General features: G+C 66.0%; 12 protein-coding genes. 6 read left to right on the top strand and 6 right to left on the bottom strand.

Translation table 11 applies throughout. The features are described 5' to 3' along the window. Positions 1 to 32: 32 nt before the first annotated feature. The gene (locus QZ847_RS15495; RefSeq protein WP_294358192.1) at positions 33 to 2,903 is read right to left on the bottom strand and encodes a TonB-dependent receptor; all 2,871 of its coding nucleotides are present in this window, start codon (positions 2,901 to 2,903) and stop codon (positions 33 to 35) included. A gap of 160 nt (positions 2,904 to 3,063) precedes the next feature. Here QZ847_RS15495 and QZ847_RS15490 point away from each other — a divergent pair, with 160 nt between their 5' ends. From QZ847_RS15490 to QZ847_RS15475, 4 genes are read left to right on the top strand one after another with little or no spacing between them, the layout of a single operon-like run. Continuing rightward, entirely contained in the window at positions 3,064 to 4,875 is a 1,812-nt protein-coding gene (locus QZ847_RS15490; protein WP_294358189.1) for an IlvD/Edd family dehydratase, read from the top strand. Next, positions 4,875 to 5,723, top strand: a complete 849-nt coding sequence (locus QZ847_RS15485) for an SMP-30/gluconolactonase/LRE family protein (protein WP_294358184.1) — start codon at positions 4,875 to 4,877, stop codon at positions 5,721 to 5,723. The genes QZ847_RS15490 and QZ847_RS15485 overlap by 1 nt, the downstream gene beginning before the upstream one ends. 35 nt (positions 5,724 to 5,758) lie before the next feature. Next, positions 5,759 to 6,892 carry an aldose epimerase family protein gene (locus tag QZ847_RS15480; RefSeq protein WP_294358297.1) on the top strand — a complete coding sequence of 378 codons (1,134 nt, stop codon included), beginning with the start codon at positions 5,759 to 5,761 and terminating at the stop codon, positions 6,890 to 6,892. 13 nt (positions 6,893 to 6,905) lie between these two features. Beyond that, positions 6,906 to 8,084 (top strand): cellulase family glycosylhydrolase, encoded by a 1,179-nt coding sequence (locus QZ847_RS15475; RefSeq protein ID WP_294358182.1) that lies wholly within the window; start codon positions 6,906 to 6,908, stop codon positions 8,082 to 8,084. A gap of 92 nt (positions 8,085 to 8,176) precedes the next feature. Here the strand turns inward: QZ847_RS15475 and QZ847_RS15470 are convergent, their stop codons facing one another. The 4 genes from QZ847_RS15470 to QZ847_RS15455 are packed head-to-tail and all read right to left on the bottom strand — an operon-like array spanning position 8,177 to position 12,244. Beyond that, entirely contained in the window at positions 8,177 to 9,169 is a 993-nt protein-coding gene (locus tag QZ847_RS15470; protein WP_294358180.1) for a glycoside hydrolase family 43 protein, read from the bottom strand. Continuing rightward, a complete protein-coding gene (locus QZ847_RS15465) occupies positions 9,166 to 9,792 on the bottom strand; it encodes a 2-dehydro-3-deoxy-6-phosphogalactonate aldolase (protein WP_294358178.1) in 627 nt (208 codons plus the stop codon). Before QZ847_RS15465 ends, QZ847_RS15470 begins: the two co-directional genes overlap by 4 nt. After that, positions 9,789 to 10,658: a 2-dehydro-3-deoxygalactonokinase gene (locus QZ847_RS15460; protein ID WP_294358175.1), complete on the bottom strand. Its 870-nt coding sequence runs from the start codon at positions 10,656 to 10,658 to the stop codon at positions 9,789 to 9,791. The genes QZ847_RS15465 and QZ847_RS15460 overlap by 4 nt, the downstream gene beginning before the upstream one ends. Next, the gene (locus QZ847_RS15455; protein ID WP_294358173.1) at positions 10,655 to 12,244 is read right to left on the bottom strand and encodes a sodium/sugar symporter; all 1,590 of its coding nucleotides are present in this window, start codon (positions 12,242 to 12,244) and stop codon (positions 10,655 to 10,657) included. The genes QZ847_RS15460 and QZ847_RS15455 overlap by 4 nt, the downstream gene beginning before the upstream one ends. A gap of 118 nt (positions 12,245 to 12,362) precedes the next feature. On the opposite strand from QZ847_RS15455, the gene QZ847_RS15450 reads away from it, so the two are divergent. Then, positions 12,363 to 13,091: a FadR/GntR family transcriptional regulator gene (locus QZ847_RS15450; RefSeq protein ID WP_294358171.1), complete on the top strand. Its 729-nt coding sequence runs from the start codon at positions 12,363 to 12,365 to the stop codon at positions 13,089 to 13,091. A 302-nt stretch (positions 13,092 to 13,393) separates the two neighbouring features. Then, positions 13,394 to 14,893 carry an MFS transporter gene (locus QZ847_RS15445; RefSeq protein WP_294358168.1) on the top strand — a complete coding sequence of 500 codons (1,500 nt, stop codon included), beginning with the start codon at positions 13,394 to 13,396 and terminating at the stop codon, positions 14,891 to 14,893. An 88-nt stretch (positions 14,894 to 14,981) separates the two neighbouring features. On the opposite strand, the gene QZ847_RS15440 is transcribed toward QZ847_RS15445, so the two are convergent. Further along, positions 14,982 to 16,820 (bottom strand): ribonucleoside-diphosphate reductase subunit alpha, encoded by a 1,839-nt coding sequence (locus QZ847_RS15440; protein ID WP_294358294.1) that lies wholly within the window; start codon positions 16,818 to 16,820, stop codon positions 14,982 to 14,984. Positions 16,821 to 16,824 lie beyond the last annotated feature (4 nt).

The following is a 16,824-nucleotide window of genomic DNA, read 5'->3' as shown; positions in this document are numbered from 1 at the left end:
GCATGTGCCCGACGGGGTACCGGCGTGGGTCGTCAGAAGCGGGCGCGGATGCTGGCGCCGTAGAACTTGTCATCCAGGCGCACGTCGTGCGGGAACAGCGTCTTGTCGAAATAGCTGTAATACCGCCCGCCGAGCACGTTCACCCCGTCGACGCTGACCGTCACGTTTGGCGTGATGTCGTAGGACACGGAGAAGTCGAGCCGTCCGTTTGCGCGTACCCGGTTGAACTGGCTGTCGAAGTTAGCGCCGACCAACGTTCCGCCGTTGAACAGCACCTCGTTATACCCGTCACGCCAGGTGTAGACCGCGCGCGCGGTGATGCCGTACTTCTCGTACAGACCACCGGCCGTATAGGCGTATTTCGATACGCCCAGCAGCGGCTGCCCCTCTAGCGGATCGCCCGGCGTCTTGATGACGCTGTCGGCGTAGGTGAAGTTGGCGAGCACGCCGAACCCATCGAGACCTTCGGGCAGGAAGTCGAAGAAGGTCTGTGTGCCGACCTCGATCCCCTTCAGCGTCGAGGAGCCGACGTTGCGCGGCTGCGTCAGGCGGTAGCTGATGCCGTTGACGACCAGCGTCGAGTTGGCAGCGGCAACGCGGTCCTTGATGTTGCGGTAATAGCCCGCAATCGTGAACGAGCTCGATCGGCCAAAATACAATTCCGCCGTTGCGTCGAAATTGTCCGACAGCACCGCGCGCAGGTCGGGATTGCCGCCGCTGGCGGTCGGCACGACGTTCAGGTTCGCCGGAATGACGAAAGACAGACCCGGATTCAGATCGCCGAAGGTCGGGCGCGACAGCGTCTTGGCATAGGTGCCGCGGAACTGAAGGTTCGAGGTCGCGCGGTAACGGATGCTCGCGTTCGGCAATACGTAGGTATCGGTCGTGTCGCGCGTCGTCGGCGTGAAGACCGTGGCGCCGCCGACCGAGGTGACCGACGTGCCGGTCAGCGAGCGCGCCGAACGCACCACGCGGACGCCGGCCAGACCGTCGATCAGCGATGCGCCGCCCAGATCAACCTCGTACTTGCCCTGCACATAGGCGGCGAGGGTGTTCTCGCGCGCGTCATAGTTGCGCGTCGGGCTGTACGCGGGATCGCCCGCCGCGCCGCCGAAGATCGCGCGCAGGCGATCGGTCTGGTCGAGCAGGAAGTCGCGGTCGGGCGTCACCCATGGCGCACCGCCGTTGATGAACGGAATCGTGGCGGGTGTCTCGACCAGGAAGTCGCCCGGCAGGCCGACCGAACTGATCAGCGTGTTGCGGTTGCCGCCCGGCGCACCCGGTCCGCCCGGCGCGGTGCCGCGGAAGGTGGCGTCGCGCTTGTTGTAGCGCACGCCGATCTGGAACTGGCGCAGGAAGTTGCTTTCGATGTCGAACGCGGCATCGAACTTGGCAGCGTATTGGCTGCTGTTCGCGCGCGTGATCTCCTGGAACAGCGAGTTGGCGAAGCGGAAGTCGGTCGCGCTGCCCAGCGGATTGCCCGGCATGTTGGTCGTGCCGTGCTTGTTGTCGTCGATGACGATGCCGACGCTCGGCACCTGCTTGCCGATATCGACGATGATGGTGCGGTTGCCCGTCGTCGAATTGATGTAGCTGAGGTCAAGGTTGACGTGCACCGCGTCACGATTGAAGCGGAAGCCGCCGCCGCCGACATATTGGTCGGTGAAGCTGGTCTTCGCCTGCGTGCTGGTCAGGCCGGGAACGCCGTTGAAGGTCGCGCTGGCGCCGACGCACAGATTCTGCCGCGGATCGTTCGCGCCGCCGGGGAAGCCCGCGCCGTTGACGGGCGCGGTGAAGCATTCGTCGGTGCGCTGAACGTCGCTGATGCTGCGCGATCCGAACAGGTCGGACGAGATGAAATAACTGCCGAAGCGCGCGCGGTAGCCGGCGTATAGGCCGTCGGCGTAGATCTCCAGATCGGGCGAGGGGCGCCACTGGAACGCGGCATTGACCTGTGGACGCGTGTTGCGACCGTTGTCGACCACGCCGCCGACGCAGGTCGGCAGCACGGTGTCACGCGCACCGGGTGGGCCGTTGTTGGCCGAGCGCGGATCGCAGTTGAACGAAATCGGACGGCTGAAATTGTTGCGCGCGTACGATACGTCGGCGAGCAGGCCCATCTCGCCGATGCCGGTGTCCCAGCGGCCCGATACCAGCATGCCGGCGGTGAAGCTCGTCTTGTCGGAGATGTCGCCGTAGAAACCGCGCACGTTGGTGGCGACGGTCAGCCCCTTCTTGAAGTTGAACGGCTTCTGCAGCTTCATGTTGATCGAGCCGGCGATCCCGCCCTCGATCAGGTCGGCGGAGTTCGACTTGTAGACGTCGACGCCGGCGAGAGCTTCGGCGGGAAGATCCTGAAACGCGAAGCCGCGGCCGACACCGGTGAAGATCTCGCGCCCGTCGACCGTCGTCAGGATGTCGCCCAGACCGCGGACGATCGGCGCCTGAATTTCGTTGTTGAAGCCGTTCGACACCTGCACGCCGGGAACGCGCTGCAGCGCGGCGGCGACCGAGTTGTCGGGGAACTTGCCGATGTCGTCGGCGACGAGCGAGTCGACGACCTGATCGGCGTTGCGCTTGATGTTGCGCGAGGCGGTCAGGCTGGCGCGCTGTCCGGTCACGACGATGTCGTCACCCACCTCGCCATCGGTGCTGGGGCCGCGTTCGGCCGCGCCGCCGACGGTCTGCGCCGCGGTCTGGTCACCGTTCTGCTCGTTGGTCGCTGCGGCACCGGCGGTCGGCATCTCGGCAGTCGAGCCGCTCTGCGCGGTTGAGCCTGCCTGACTGGTTGATCCGGGCTGCTGTACGGCGGTGTCGGCGGTCTGTGCTGCGACAGTAGTCGCGCACAAGGCCAGCACGAGTGCGGATGCACTGATGGTACCACGAAGTGCAGATACGCGCATATTCCCCTCCCCATGACATGGCCGATCGCTGCGGCCTTCATGCAACGCGCTACTTCAGTCTTATTCATCATACAAGTATTGTTTGTTGCTGTATCCTGCTGCTATGTTCGGCTATACGGAAGATGCCGACCGCCGGGAGTGGGTTGGCCGGGGAGGATTGATGGCAGCGGATCAGGGGCAGGCGGGACCTGCGACGGGCGGGCTGCGTAGCCGGCAGTGGTTCAACAATTCCAGCAATCCGGACATGACCGCGCTCTATATCGAGCGCTATTTGAATTACGGGCTGAGCCTGGAGGAGTTGCAGTCCGATCGCCCGATCATCGGTATCGCGCAATCAGGCAGCGATCTCGTCCCCTGCAATCGCCACCATTTGGTGCTGGCGGAGCGGGTCAAGGCGGGCATCCGTGATGCCGGCGGCATTCCGATCGAGTTCCCGACGCACCCGCTGCAGGAAACGGGCAAGCGCCCGACCGCCGGGCTCGACCGCAATCTCGCCTATCTCGGGCTGGTCGAGGTGCTGTACGGTTATCCGATCGACGGTGTCGTCCTGACGATCGGGTGCGACAAGACGACGCCCTCGGCGCTGATGGCGGCGGCGACCGTCAACATACCGGCGATTGCACTGTCTGTCGGCCCGATGCTGAACGGCTGGTACAAGGGGCAGCGCACTGGATCGGGCACGATCGTGTGGAAAGCGCGCGAGCTGCTGGCGGCAGGCGAGATCGACCAGGCGGGCTTCATCAAGTTGGTTGCATCGTCCGCGCCGTCGACCGGGTTCTGCAACACGATGGGCACCGCCACGACAATGAACAGCCTGGCCGAGGCGCTGGGCATGTCGCTGCCCGGATCGGCAGCGATTCCGGCGCCCTACCGCGACCGGCAGGAATGCGCGTGGGAGACCGGACGGCAGATCGTCGAGATGGTGCGCGCCGATCGCAAACCATCGGACATTATGACGCGCGCGGCATTCCTGAATGCGATCCGCGTCAATTCCGCGATCGGCGGGTCGACCAATGCGCCGATCCACCTGAACGCAATCGCGCGCCACATGGGTGTCGTGCTGACGCTGTCGGACTGGGAAGAGCATGGCGCGGACGTGCCGCTGCTCGTCAACCTGCAACCGGCGGGCAGCTATCTGGGCGAAGATTACTACCGCGCCGGCGGCGTGCCCGCAGTGATGGGCGAGCTGTACCGCGCAGGCTTGCTCGACGGCAATGTGCTGACCGCCAATGGCGCGAGCGTCGCCGACAATATCGCCGACGCGCAGATCCAGGACAGCGACGTGATCCGCCCGTTTGCCAAGCCGCTGAAGTCCGATGCCGGGCTGGTGGTGCTGCGCGGCAATCTGTTCGACGCCGCGGTGATGAAGCTGTCGGTCATCTCCGACGAGTTTCGCGCCCGCTATCTCGCCGACCCGGCACATCCCGACATGTTCGAGGCGCGCGCGGTCGTGTTCGACGGGCCGGAGGATTATCATGAACGGATCGATGACCCGGCGCTCGGCATCGACGAGCACACCGTGCTGGTGATCCGCGGCGCGGGCCCGGTCGGCTATCCCGGCGGTGCCGAGGTGGTGAACATGCGCCCGCCCGCCGCGCTGATCCGTGCCGGCATCCACGCGCTGCCGTGCATCGGCGACGGGCGGCAATCGGGGACGAGCGGCAGCCCGTCGATCCTCAATGCCTCGCCCGAGGCGGCGGTCGGTGGCGGGCTCGCGCTGCTGCGCACCGGCGACGTGGTGCGTATCGATTTGAACACGCGCAGTGCCGACATGCTGGTCGACGAGAATGAGATTGCGCGGCGCCGGTCGGAACTCGCGACGGTGGAGGATGCGATCACGCCGCCGTCGCAGACGCCGTGGCAGGAGATCCAGCGCGGCATGGTCGGGCAGTTTTCGACCGGCGCGGTGCTGGAGCCTGCGGTCAAGTTCCAGCGGATCGCACAACAGGGCATGCCGCGGGACAGCCACTGATGGTCGAAGTGCGCATCATTCCCCGCGGCCGCCGCGATAGGCTGGGCGAGGGGCTGCTGTGGAGCGCGCGCGAGCAGGCAGTGTTCTGGGTCGACATACTTGAGCGGCGCGTACAGCGGCTGGCGCTCGCCAACGATGCGGTGACCGTGTGGGAACTGCCCGATGTCGTCGGCTGGCTGATCGAGCGCGAGCGGGGCGGTTTCGTTGCAGGCGTCGGACGGACGTTCGCTGCGCTGACGCTCGATCCGCTGGAGGTCGAAACGATTGCGGCGCCCGAGCCCGAGCGCGAGGGCAACCGCTTCAACGATGCCAAGGCGGACAGGGCGGGTCGCATCTGGGCCGGATCGATGCCTTTTGGCTGCGACCGCGCGTCGGGTGCATTTTACCGACTAGACCCCAATGGCAGCGCGACGCGCGTGAGTGACGGCTATACGATCGCGAACGGTCCCGCGATCGGTGACGGGTTCCTGCTCCACACCGACACCGCGCTGCGCACGATCTTCCGCTACCCCGTGCACGATGACGGATCGGTGGGTCCGCGAGCCCCGTTCATCGTGTTCGAGGACGGCTGGGGCAATCCCGATGGCATGACCTTTGATGCCGAAGCGCATCTATGGGTCGCGTGCTGGGGCGGTGCGTGCGTCGCACGCTTCGATCCCGCGGGTCGCCGCGAGCGTGTAATCGCATTGCCCGCGTCGCAGATCACCAACGTCGCGTTCGCAGGCGAGGCGCTCGACCGCATGTTCGTGACCTCTGCCGCCGAGGGCTGCGACGAGGAACATGCCGGCGCGCTGTTCGAGGTCGATGCCGGCTGTCGCGGTGTCGCGCCGTACCGCTTCAAGGGATAGCGAGCGCGGTTCGTGACGCTCGACGAGGGAGAATGATGATGCGCAAGACGATGATCGCCGCCGCCCTGCTGGCCGGCACCGCCGCCAGCCCGGCACTCGCGGCCGAGGCGCGGCGGAGCGACTTCGGCACCTTGCCCGACGGCCGGCACGTCCCCGCCGTCACGCTGACCAACGCCAAGGGCGTTAGCGCCACGGTGATCGCGCTGGGTGCGGCGCTGCAATCGCTCAAGATGCCCGATCGGAACGGCAAGGTCGCCGACGTGCAGGTCGGATACGACACGCTGGAGGGTTACGCGACCAAGCCCGAATTCTTCGGCGCGACCGTCGGCCGCGTCGCCAACCGCGTGGCGAAGGGCCGCTTCACGCTCGACGGCCGGCAATATTCGACGCCGGTCAACAACGGCCCCAATTCACTGCACGGCGGGACCAAGGGGTTCGACAAGGTGCTGTGGCAGGTCGTCGACACGAAGAACGGACCCGCTGCGTCGGTGACGCTGCGCTACGTCAGCCCGGACGGCGACATGGGTTATCCCGGTACGCTGACGACGACCGCGACCTATTCGCTCGACGAGCAGAACCAGCTGACGATCGCCTATGTCGCGACGACTGACAAGCCGACCTACGTCAACATCTCCAACCACGCCTATTGGAACCTCGCCGGGCCGGGCACCGGCGCGATGGGGCATGTCGTGACGATCCCGGCGGACCGCTACACGCCGACCGACGCGTCCTCGATCCCGCTCGGCCGTCACGCCAGCGTCGCGGGCACAGTGTTCGATTTCCGCAAGCCCACCGCGGTCGGCGACCGGGTACGCGACGCGCGCGACCAGCAGATCGTGTTCGGGCGCGGGTACGACCACAATTGGGTGATCGGCGACCGCGTGACTGCCGACCAGCACATGATGGCGCGGGTGGTCGAGCCGGTGTCGGGCCGCGGGTTCGAATTGTGGTCGAACCAGCCGGGTCTGCAATTCTATTCCGGCAATTTCTTCGACGGGACGGTCAAGGGCAAGAACGGCCAGCTGTATCGGATGGGCGACGCTATCGTGATGGAGCCGCAGGTGTTCCCCGACGCAATGAACCAGCCGGGCTTTCCCTCGATCCGGCTCGATCCCGGCCAGACCTATCGCAACACCATGACCTACAAGCTTTTCGTCCAGAAGAAGTAACCGGGAGGATCACGTGAAAAAGCATCTGTTGGCGTCGCTGCTGCTCGGCAGCACGCTCGTGTGCGGCGGTGCCGAGGCGCGCGTGCGCTGGACCGAGGCGCAGGCGAACGCCTGGTACGGCAAGCAGCCGTGGCTGGTCGGCAGCAACTATACGCCCGCGACCGCGATCAACCAGATGGAGATGTGGCAGGCCGAGACGTGGGATCCCAAGCGGATCGATTACGAGCTTGGTCTGGCGCAGGGCATCGGCATGAACACGATGCGCGTGTTCCTGCACGACCAGCTATGGACGAGCGATCCCGAGGGCTTTCGCCGCCGCATCGACGAGTTCCTGATGCTCGCGCAGCGCCACGGCATCAAGCCGCTGTTCGTGCTGTTCGACAGCTGCTGGGATCCTGATCCGAAGCTCGGGCCGCAACATCCGCCAATTCCGGGTGTCCACAACTCAGGCTGGGTGCAGGGTCCGGGTCTGCCGGGTCTGCGCGACAAGACGCGCTACCCCGCCTATCGCGCCTATGTGCAGGGCGTGATCGGCGCGTTCAGGAACGACGACCGCGTGCTCGGCTGGGACGTGTGGAACGAGCCCGACAACGGTGCCGACCAGTACAAGGGGCAGGAGGGCAAGGAGCCGCTGGTGCGCGCGTTGCTGGCGCAGGTGTTCGACTGGGCACGCGCGGCCGAACCGTCGCAGCCGATCACCTCGGGCGTGTGGCAGCACGACGACTGGTCGCAGAACGGCGGCAAGCTGACGCCGATGGAAAAGCTGCAGCTCAACCAGTCAGACGTGATCTCGTTTCACGATTACAACTGGCCGGAGAAGTTCGAGGCGCGCGTCAAGCAATTGCTGCCGTACAACCGCCCGATCCTGTGCACCGAATATATGGCGCGCGGTAACGGTTCGACCTTCGACGGCTCGCTGCCGATCGGCAAGCGCTACAATATCGCAATGATGAACTGGGGCTTCGTCGACGGCAAGACGCAGACGCGGCTGCCGTGGGACAGCTGGAAGAAGCCGTACACCTATGAGGAGCCGACGATCTGGTTCCACGAGGTGTTCCGCAACGACGGCACGCCCTATCGCCAGGCCGAGACCGACCTGATCCGCAGCCTGGCCGCGGCACCGAAGGGCGTCGTGCCTCCGATGGTGCAGGGGCAAGCACAGGCGGTTCCCGCGCGCGAGCGTCGACGCTGATACGAAAAGCCGGGCAGCGTTCGACGACGCTGCCCGGCGGTAATGGCCAAGGTTTGATCGGGAGCGGGCGCGCTGCGTTCGCTCCCATTTTGTCAGCGGGTGGGCGGTGCCGGTTGGGGGCCGCTGACCGGCAGTGCGAAGACCGGTTGCCCGTCCTTCGACCAGGTGACGCGTTGCACGTGCGGCGCGCGCGCGGGCGTGCACTTCATGCCGGCGCGCGGGTTGGCGTGATAGACGATCCACGTCTGACCGCCGGCCGCAAAAAAGGCATTGTGCCCGGGCGCGAAGACGCCGCCGGCCGGGTTCTTCGCCACAACGGGTGTCGGCTGCTTGTGCCAGCTGGCTGCATTCAGCGGATCGCTGCCGGGAGCGGCATGGAGCAGGCCGATCGCGTAATCGTCCGACCAGCATGCGCTGCCTGAATAGCTGAGGAAGAGGTCGCCCTTCGGTCCCTTGAGGAACGCCGGACCTTCCAGAATCTGCCGGCCGCCCTGCCGCTCCCATGTCTGGTCGGGGCGCGCGATCACCGTCTCTTCGCCCGCCAGCGTCCAGGGATTGGTCATGCGCGCGATCGCCAGCACGCTGTCTGGCCCGACATAGGGCGAGTAAGCGAAGTAGCGCTTGCCGCCGGTCGCGAAGGTGGTGCCGTCGATCCCGGACAACCGTGTGTTGACGCGGCCGCGGTCGATCCAGGTGCCCTGCAACGGATCGCGCGAGGCGTTCTCCAGTACGAAGATGCCGCGGTGGTCGTCATCGTCGTGACCGCTCGCCGCCGCGGTATAATAGATGAACCATTTGCCATCGATGCGGTGCAGCTCGGGCGCCCAGATCGACTGCGCGTTCGGCCCGCTCGCGGGCGGGGTCCACACGATATGCTCTGGTGCGTCGGCGAGCTTGGCCATGTCGGTCGTAGCGCGGATCGCGAGCCGGTTCCTGAGCGTCGCCATGTAATAATAGGTGCCGCCTACCCGCACGATCGACGGATCGGGGCCGGACGGCAGCAGCGGGTTGACCAGCATCGGCGACGGTGTCGCGACGAGCGGTGCGGCAATAGTAAACGCCAGCGCGGCAAGGGTCTTCTTCATGCCGACGCGCTCCAGCCGGCCACAAAGGCATCGGCGGCGGCACGTACCTGTGCCGAAGTCGATCCGACACGGTAGAGCGCGGAGCCGAGCCCGAAACCGTCCGCCCCCGCCTCGCGCCACGGCGTCATGTTGTCGGGCGTGATTCCGCCGACCGTCAGCACCGGCACGTGTTTCGGCAGCACCGCGCGCTGCGCCTTCAGCACCGCCGGGCTCGCCGCCTCGGCCGGGAACAGCTTCAGCGCGGTCGCGCCCGCGTCGAGCGCGGCGAACGCCTCCGACGGACTGAAATAGCCCGGCAGCGACGCCATGCCGCCCGCCGCGGTGGCGGCGATCACCGACAGGTTGGTGTTGGGCGAGATGACCATGCGTCCGCCGGCGTCCTGCACGCGTGCCACGTCGGCGACGCTCAGCACCGTGCCGGCGCCGAACAGCGCATGGTCGCCGAAGCGACGCGCCAGTCGCTCGATGCTGGTGAACGGATCGGGCGAGTTGAGCGGCACCTCGATCAGCGTAAAGCCGGCGGCGAGCAGTTCCTCGCCGACGCCCTCAACCGTGTCGGGGGTGACACCGCGCAGGATGGCGACGAGCGGCAAGGCGGCGAACGCCTGCGTGAAATCGATCATGACATGAGTTCCCAGATGTGGGTAATCCCCGACACGAAGGCCGAGTGGCTGTCGACCGCGACACTGCGCGCGCCGACCTGCTCGATCGCCGCGGCGTAGAGCGCGCCGAGCACGGGGTCGGCAAGCACGTGGACCCGGTCGCCCGCGGACACCTGCGCGCGCACATCGCTGCCGATCAGCAGCCCGCTGACGTAGGACGCCGCATCGGCGTCGTCGCGCAGGCCGAGCAGGCTTGCCGGGCGTACACCGAACAAGGCCGCGAGCAGATCGTGATCGCCCGCGCGCGCGACACCGTCGCGGAATGCTTGTCCTTCGCCGACCGCGTCCGTCATCGCCGCGCCAATCAGCGCGTGATCGCGCAGCAGCGCAAAGGCTTCGCCGGTCATCGCGGTGGCGAAATCGACCAGCGCGCCCTCACGCATGCGCGCCCATTTGCAATGCGTTCCGGGCTGGCACAGCAGCGCGTCGCCGGGCACGAGCCCGCCCTCAACCGCGCCGAGCAGCTGAACCTCCTCGCCGCGCATCACGTCCGCGCGGGCACCATCGACGATGCTGACGCCGGGCACGATGAAGACATCGTCTTCTACCCGCCGCGTTGCTGCGGCAAGCGTGTCGAGCGTGGCAGGGCAGGCGACATAGCCCGCATCGACCCAGCCGCGGTTCGACCCGATCATCCCGGCGAGCAGCATCGGGTGGTCGCCCATCTGCTGCTTGAGCGCGCGGGTAGCGGCAGCGAAATTGCCGTCCGAGACCGCGCGGATGCCGAGGCCGTCGCGCTCGGTGCGGGTGACGACGCCGTCCTCGATCAGATAGGCACGCCGGTTGGTCGTGCCCCAATCGATCGCGATGAAGCTGTTCGCGCTCACCAGAAGGTCGCGTACAGGACGATGAGGATCAGGACGACGGCAAGCGCGCCGACGTTGAAGCTCGTCGTGGTGCGATAGCCGACATCGTGGGTGTCGATGGTGTCACGGTCGCCGCGACTGGGTGTCAGCAGCGAGACGACGACGGCGAGCGCGAGCGCCGCGAGGAAGACGACACCCATGCGGTCCATGAACGGAAGGCCGGGCGTCCAGACCTTCATCCCCCACGACAGCAGCACAGAGGCGATCGCGGCGGTGATCGCGCCCGCCTCGTTGGCGCGTTTCCAGAACAGACCGAGTAGGAAGATGACGGTGATGCCCGGCGTGAAGAAGCCGGTGAACTCCTGGATGAACTGGAACGCCTGCTCCGACGATCCGACCAGCGGGCGCGCGGTCAGGATCGCGAGCACGATCGCCACCGACGCGGCGATGCGACCGACCAGCACGAGGCGGCGATCATCGGCGACATCATTCTCGACCGTCGATGGCTTGCGCTTGAACTTCGCCCAGACATCGAGCGTGAAGATCGTCGCGATCGAGTTGATCTTGGACGCGGTCGACGCGATGATCGCCGCCACCAGCGCCGCGAAGACGAGGCCGAGCAGACCACTGGGCAGCAGCCGCATCATCGTCGGATAGGCTTCGTCGGGCTTGGGCAGGTCGGGCGCCAGGATCACCGCCGCAATCCCCGGCAGCACGATGACGATCGGCATCAACAGTTTAAGGAACGCGGCGAACAGCACACCCTTGCGCGCCTCATCGATCGACTTGGCGGCGAGCGCGCGCTGGATGATGTACTGGTTGAACCCCCAATAGCTCAAGTTGGCGATCCACATGCCGCCGATCAGCACCGACAGGCCGGGCAGGTCCATGTAGTGCGGATTGCCCTTGTCGAGGATCATGTCGAAGTGATCGGGTATTTCGCGGGTCAGGCGCGAGAAGCCTGCGACGACGCCGCTGCCCTGTCCCAGTTCGCCGAGTGTCAGATAGGCGATGATGAGGCCGCCGAGCACCAGCAGCGTCACCTGCACGATGTCGGTCAGCGCGACCGCCTTCAACCCGCCCTTCAACTGGTAAAGCAGCGCGAACACGCCCAGCACAACGAGCGCCAGGTCCTGGTTGACGCCCGCGACCTTGGTGACCGCGATCGAGCCGAGCCAGATGATGCTGGTCAGGTTGACGAAGACGTAGAGTGCCAGCCAGAAGAAGGCCATCAGTGTCCGGATCGACGGACCGTACCGCCGCTCCAGGAACTGCGGCATCGTGTAGATCTCGTTGCGGAGGAAGATCGGCAGGAAATACTTGCCGACGATCAGCAGCGTCAGCGCCGCCATCCATTCGTACGACGCGATCGCAAGACCGATGGCGTAGCCCGATCCGGACATGCCGACGATCTGTTCGGCAGAGATGTTGGCCGCGATCAGGCTGGCACCTATCGCCCACCACGGCAGGTTCTTGGACGCGAGAAAGTAATCGGTGGTGTTCTTAGGCCCGGCGCCGGCCTTGTCACGGCTGACCCATTGCGCCAGCGCGAAGATGCCGATCGCGTAGGCGACCACTACCAGTACGTCGATCATCGCCAACTGCACCTGCGCTCTCCCCTTCGTGCACGCTTATGCGTTCACGCTCCTTTTATATGATAGATGCGACATGTCGACTGTGATTTAGTTGCTGGCGTGACGAGCAAGGTTGATAGAGTGAGGGGACGTGGACATCGAATCAGAATCGCCCGTGCGGCAGAATCTCGGCCGCAACCTGACCTTCGGCCTGCAGGAACTGCTCGGCCGCGCTATCGTGGTGGGCGAGTATAGCGACAAGCCCTTTCCAACCGAGAATGAGCTGGTGCGGCAGCACGGCGTCAGCCGCTCCGTCACGCGCGAGGCGGTGAAGATGCTGGGCGCGAAGGGGCTGCTTGGCGCGCGGCCAAAGCAGGGCACGTTCGTGATGCCGGCGGAAGCATGGAACCTGTTCGACGCCGACGTGCTGCGCTGGCTGCTCGAACGACGTCCGTCGATCGAACTGCTGCGCCGCTTCAACGAGTTGCGCATGGGGGTAGAGCCGCAGGCAGCGGCGCTGGCGGCACAGCGCGCCGATGACGAGCAGCGCGCGGCGATCGTTCAGGGACTGGAGCGGATGAAGGCGGCCGATCGCGGCGAGGACGATTCGCTCGATGCCGATCTGGCGTTTCATGTCGCCATCCTGCGCGCGACGAACAATCCCTTCTTTGTCCAGTTCCGCGACATGGTGGCAACCGCGCTCAGGGTATCGATCCGCGTGACCAATCGGATCGCGGGTCGCACCGCCAGCATCAACGACCACGCCGTGGTGTGCGAGGCGATCCTGGCCCGCGATCCGGCACGCGCGAAGGTCGCGATGCAGGCGCTGATCGACGACGTGCTGGTCCTGATCGAGCGGATGGGCGAGGTAGAAGGCTAGGCGCGTCGGGCGTCCGCGTTTGGTTGCAGGCGAAACCTGACGCCGCCCAAGAGGGTATCAGCGTTCGCCGCATCGCACGAGCGAAGGCGCCATCGGAAACCTACCGTCGGGTACGACCAGCGCGGGTTGCAGCCGCCGGTGTCGATCGTGTCTGGCGTTGCACATGCCAGACTGGTTGTCGGCGCTAATGGCATCGATCGGTGGCGAGAAGTGTTTCGCATGGACGTGCCCGCGTTCAGTCGGGGCTGTGAAATCGAGTAGGTAGACGGTGTATGCGATGGCGACGGCGTAATCTGGCGTCGATGAGCGCGGACGTGGGCGACGGTCTGGCGCCCGGCGTCGAGGCGATCACCGCGCCTTCAGCCATGCCAGCCGCGTCCTCCGGGCAGACATCGGCGAGCGCACCAGCGCCGGCGCGAGGTTACCGCGTCACCGCGCTGGTGGTCGCCTCCGCACTGTTCATGCAGCAACTCGACGGCACGGTGCTGACCGTGGCGCTGCCGACGATGGCGCGCGATCTCGGCACCCCCGCCACCAGCCTCAGCTTGGCGCTCACCAGTTACCTGCTGGCGCTGGCCTTGTTCATTCCGGCAAGCGGTACGCTCGCCGACCGGTTCGGCTCTCGTACGATCTTCTGCGGCGCAATTGGCGTGTTCTTGATCGGATCGATCGCGTGCGCGCAGGCCGACAGCCTCGCGACGCTGGTCGCCGCTCGGTTCGTGCAGGGGATCGGCGGCGCGATGATGGTCCCGGTCGGGCGGCTGGTGCTGCTGCGCAGCGTTGCCAAGGAAGACATGGTGCAGGCGCTGTCGTGGCTGGTCATGCCCGCGCTCGCGGGACCGATCCTGGGTCCGCCACTCGGCGGATTGATCGTCACCACGCTCGACTGGCGCTGGATCTTCTACCTCAATCTGCCGATCGGCATTCTGGGTGTGGTGGGGGCATGGCTGCTGGTGCCTGACGTGCGCGGCGACGCGCGCATTCGGTTCGACCGATTGGGCTTCGTGCTGTCGGGGGTGGCGCTCGGCTGCCTGCTGTTCGGGTTCGAATTGTCGAGCCGGCCGGGGACGGGCAGGGTCGCGGTCGCGCTGCTGGTTGCGGGCGTTCTGCTTGGGGCGGGCTACGTCCGCCACGCCAAGCGTGTCGCCGACCCGATCCTCGACCCGACGCTGATGCGCGTGCCGACGTTCCGCCTGTCGGTGATCGCGGGCTCGCTGACGCGGATTACGCAGGGCGCGCAGCCGTTCCTGCTGCCGCTCATGTTCCAGCTCGGCTTCGGCCTGTCGGCGGCGAAGACTGGGTTGATCACGATGGCGGGGGCAATCGGTGCGCTGGCGATGAAGGCGCTGGCGCCGCGCGTGCTTCGGCGCTGGGGTTTTCGCGACAGTCTGATCGTATCGGGGATCGCGAGCAGTCTCGGCTACGCGATCTGCGCCTTCTTCCGCCCCGACTGGCCGATCGCCGTGATCGTCGCGATGCTGGGGCTGTCGGGCTTCTTCACCTCGTTCCAGTTCACCGGCTACAATGCGATCGCCTATGCGGACGTCGATGCCACGCGGATGAGCGCGGCGACGAGCTTCTACGCGACGTTCCAACAGCTGACGCTGTCGCTCGGCATCTGCACCGCGGCGACGATCCTCGAGCTCGGCACCGTAGCGGCCGGTCGGGGCGGGCCGACGCTCGACACCTTCTCCGTCGCCTTCCTGACCGTGGCGGGCATCTCGTTTGCCGCACTGGTGTGGAACCGCCGCTTCGCTGAGGACGCGGGCGCGGACATGAGCGGGCATCGCCAGGGCGGATGACCCGGTCCGTTGGGCTTTCGTGACATGGAAAACCCCGGTGCTCGAGCACCGGGGTTCTTCACTTGAACCGCTCAAACGAGCAGCGTGCTTACTGACAGGCGAGGCACTCGTCGTAATCGGTCGTCTCGCCGAATTCGTACTTCGGCTTCTCGATCGTGTTATCGTTCTCGACGCCCCCGGCGAAGCCCGCGCGCTGCACCGACTTGGAACGCAGATAGTAGAGCGACTTGATGCCCAACTCCCATGCGCGGAAGTGCAGCATCAGCAGGTCCCACTTCTCAACATCGGCCGGGATGAACAGGTTCAGCGACTGCGCCTGATCGATGTACGGCGTGCGGTCGCCGGCGAGCTCGAGCAGCCAGCGCTGATCGATCTCGAAGCTGGTCTTGTAGCAGTCCTTCTCGTCCTGACCCAGGAAGTCGAGGTGCTGGACCGACCCGCCGTGTTCGAGGATCGAGCTCCACACGGCCTCGGAATCCTTCGACTTTTCCGCAAGCAGCTTTTTCAGATACGGGTTCTTGACCGAGAAACTGCCCGACAGAGTCTTATGCGTGTAGATGTTCGCCGGGATCGGCTCGATGCACGCGCTGGTGCCGCCGCAGATGATCGAGATCGACGCGGTCGGCGCGATCGCCATCTTGCAGCTGAACCGCTCCATCACGCCCACGTCGGCGGCGTCGGGGCAGGGGCCGCGCTCGACCGCCAGCTGCATCGACGCCTGACTGACCTGCGTGTGGATGTGGCGGAAGATTTTGAGGTTCCACGACTTCGCCATCGCGCCCTCGAACGGAAGGCCACGCGCCTGGAGGAACGAGTGGAAACCCATGACGCCCAGACCCACTGACCGCTCGCGCGCGGCGGAATAGGCGGCGCGTTCCATGCCGGGTTCGTGGCGGTCGATGTAATCCTGCAAAACGTTGTCGAGGAAGCGCATCACGTCCTCGACGAAGGTCTTGTTATCCTTCCACTGATCCCACGTTTCGAGGTTCAATGAGGACAGGCAGCACACCGCGGTGCGATCGTTACCCAGGTGATCGCGACCCGTCGGCAGCGTGATCTCGCTGCACAGGTTCGAGGTCGATACCTTGAGGCCAAGCTCGCGGTGATGCTTGGGCATGTTCGAGTTCACGTGGTCGGCGAACACGATGTACGGCTCACCGGTCGCGAGCCGAGTCTCGACCAGCTTCTGGAACAGCGCACGGGCGTCGACCTTGCCGCGCACCGCGCCGTCCTTGGGGCTCTTCAGCTCCCACTCGGCGCCGTCGCGGACGGCTTCCATGAAGGCGTCGGGGATCAGCACGCCGTGGTGGAGGTTGAGCGCCTTGCGGTTGAAGTCGCCCGACGGCTTGCGGATCTCGAGGAACTCCTCGATCTCGGGATGGCTGACGTCGAGGTAGCAGGCGGCCGACCCACGGCGGAGCGAGCCCTGGCTGATCGCGAGCGTCAGCGAATCCATCACGCGCACGAACGGGATAATGCCGCTGGTCTTGCCGTTCAGCCCGACCGGCTCACCGATGCCGCGTACGTTACCCCAGTAGGTGCCGATGCCGCCGCCGCGGCTGGCGAGCCAGACGTTCTCGTTCCAGGTGTCAACGATGCCGTTCAGGCTGTCGGGCACCGAGTTCAGGTAGCAGGAGATCGGCAGGCCGCGACCGGTGCCGCCGTTCGACAACACCGGCGTCGCGGGCATGAACCAAAGTTGCGAGATGTAGTCGTAAATACGCTGCGCGTGCGCCTCGTCATCGGCATAAGCGGCGGCGACGCGCGCGAACAGGTCCTGGTAGCTCTCACCCGGCAGCAGGTAGCGGTCGTTGAGCGTTTCCTTGCCGAAATCGGTCAGCAACGCGTCGCGCGATGCATCGGTCTTCAGCTTGAAGTCGCGCGCGGCGGCCTTCTTGGTCGGCGCACGTTCGGACGCTGCCGACATGCCG

It is taken from the genome of uncultured Sphingomonas sp., assembly GCF_913778135.1.
Taxonomy (GTDB): Bacteria; Pseudomonadota; Alphaproteobacteria; order Sphingomonadales; family Sphingomonadaceae; genus Sphingomonas.
This window is presented reverse-complemented; position numbering and strand designations above follow the sequence as displayed.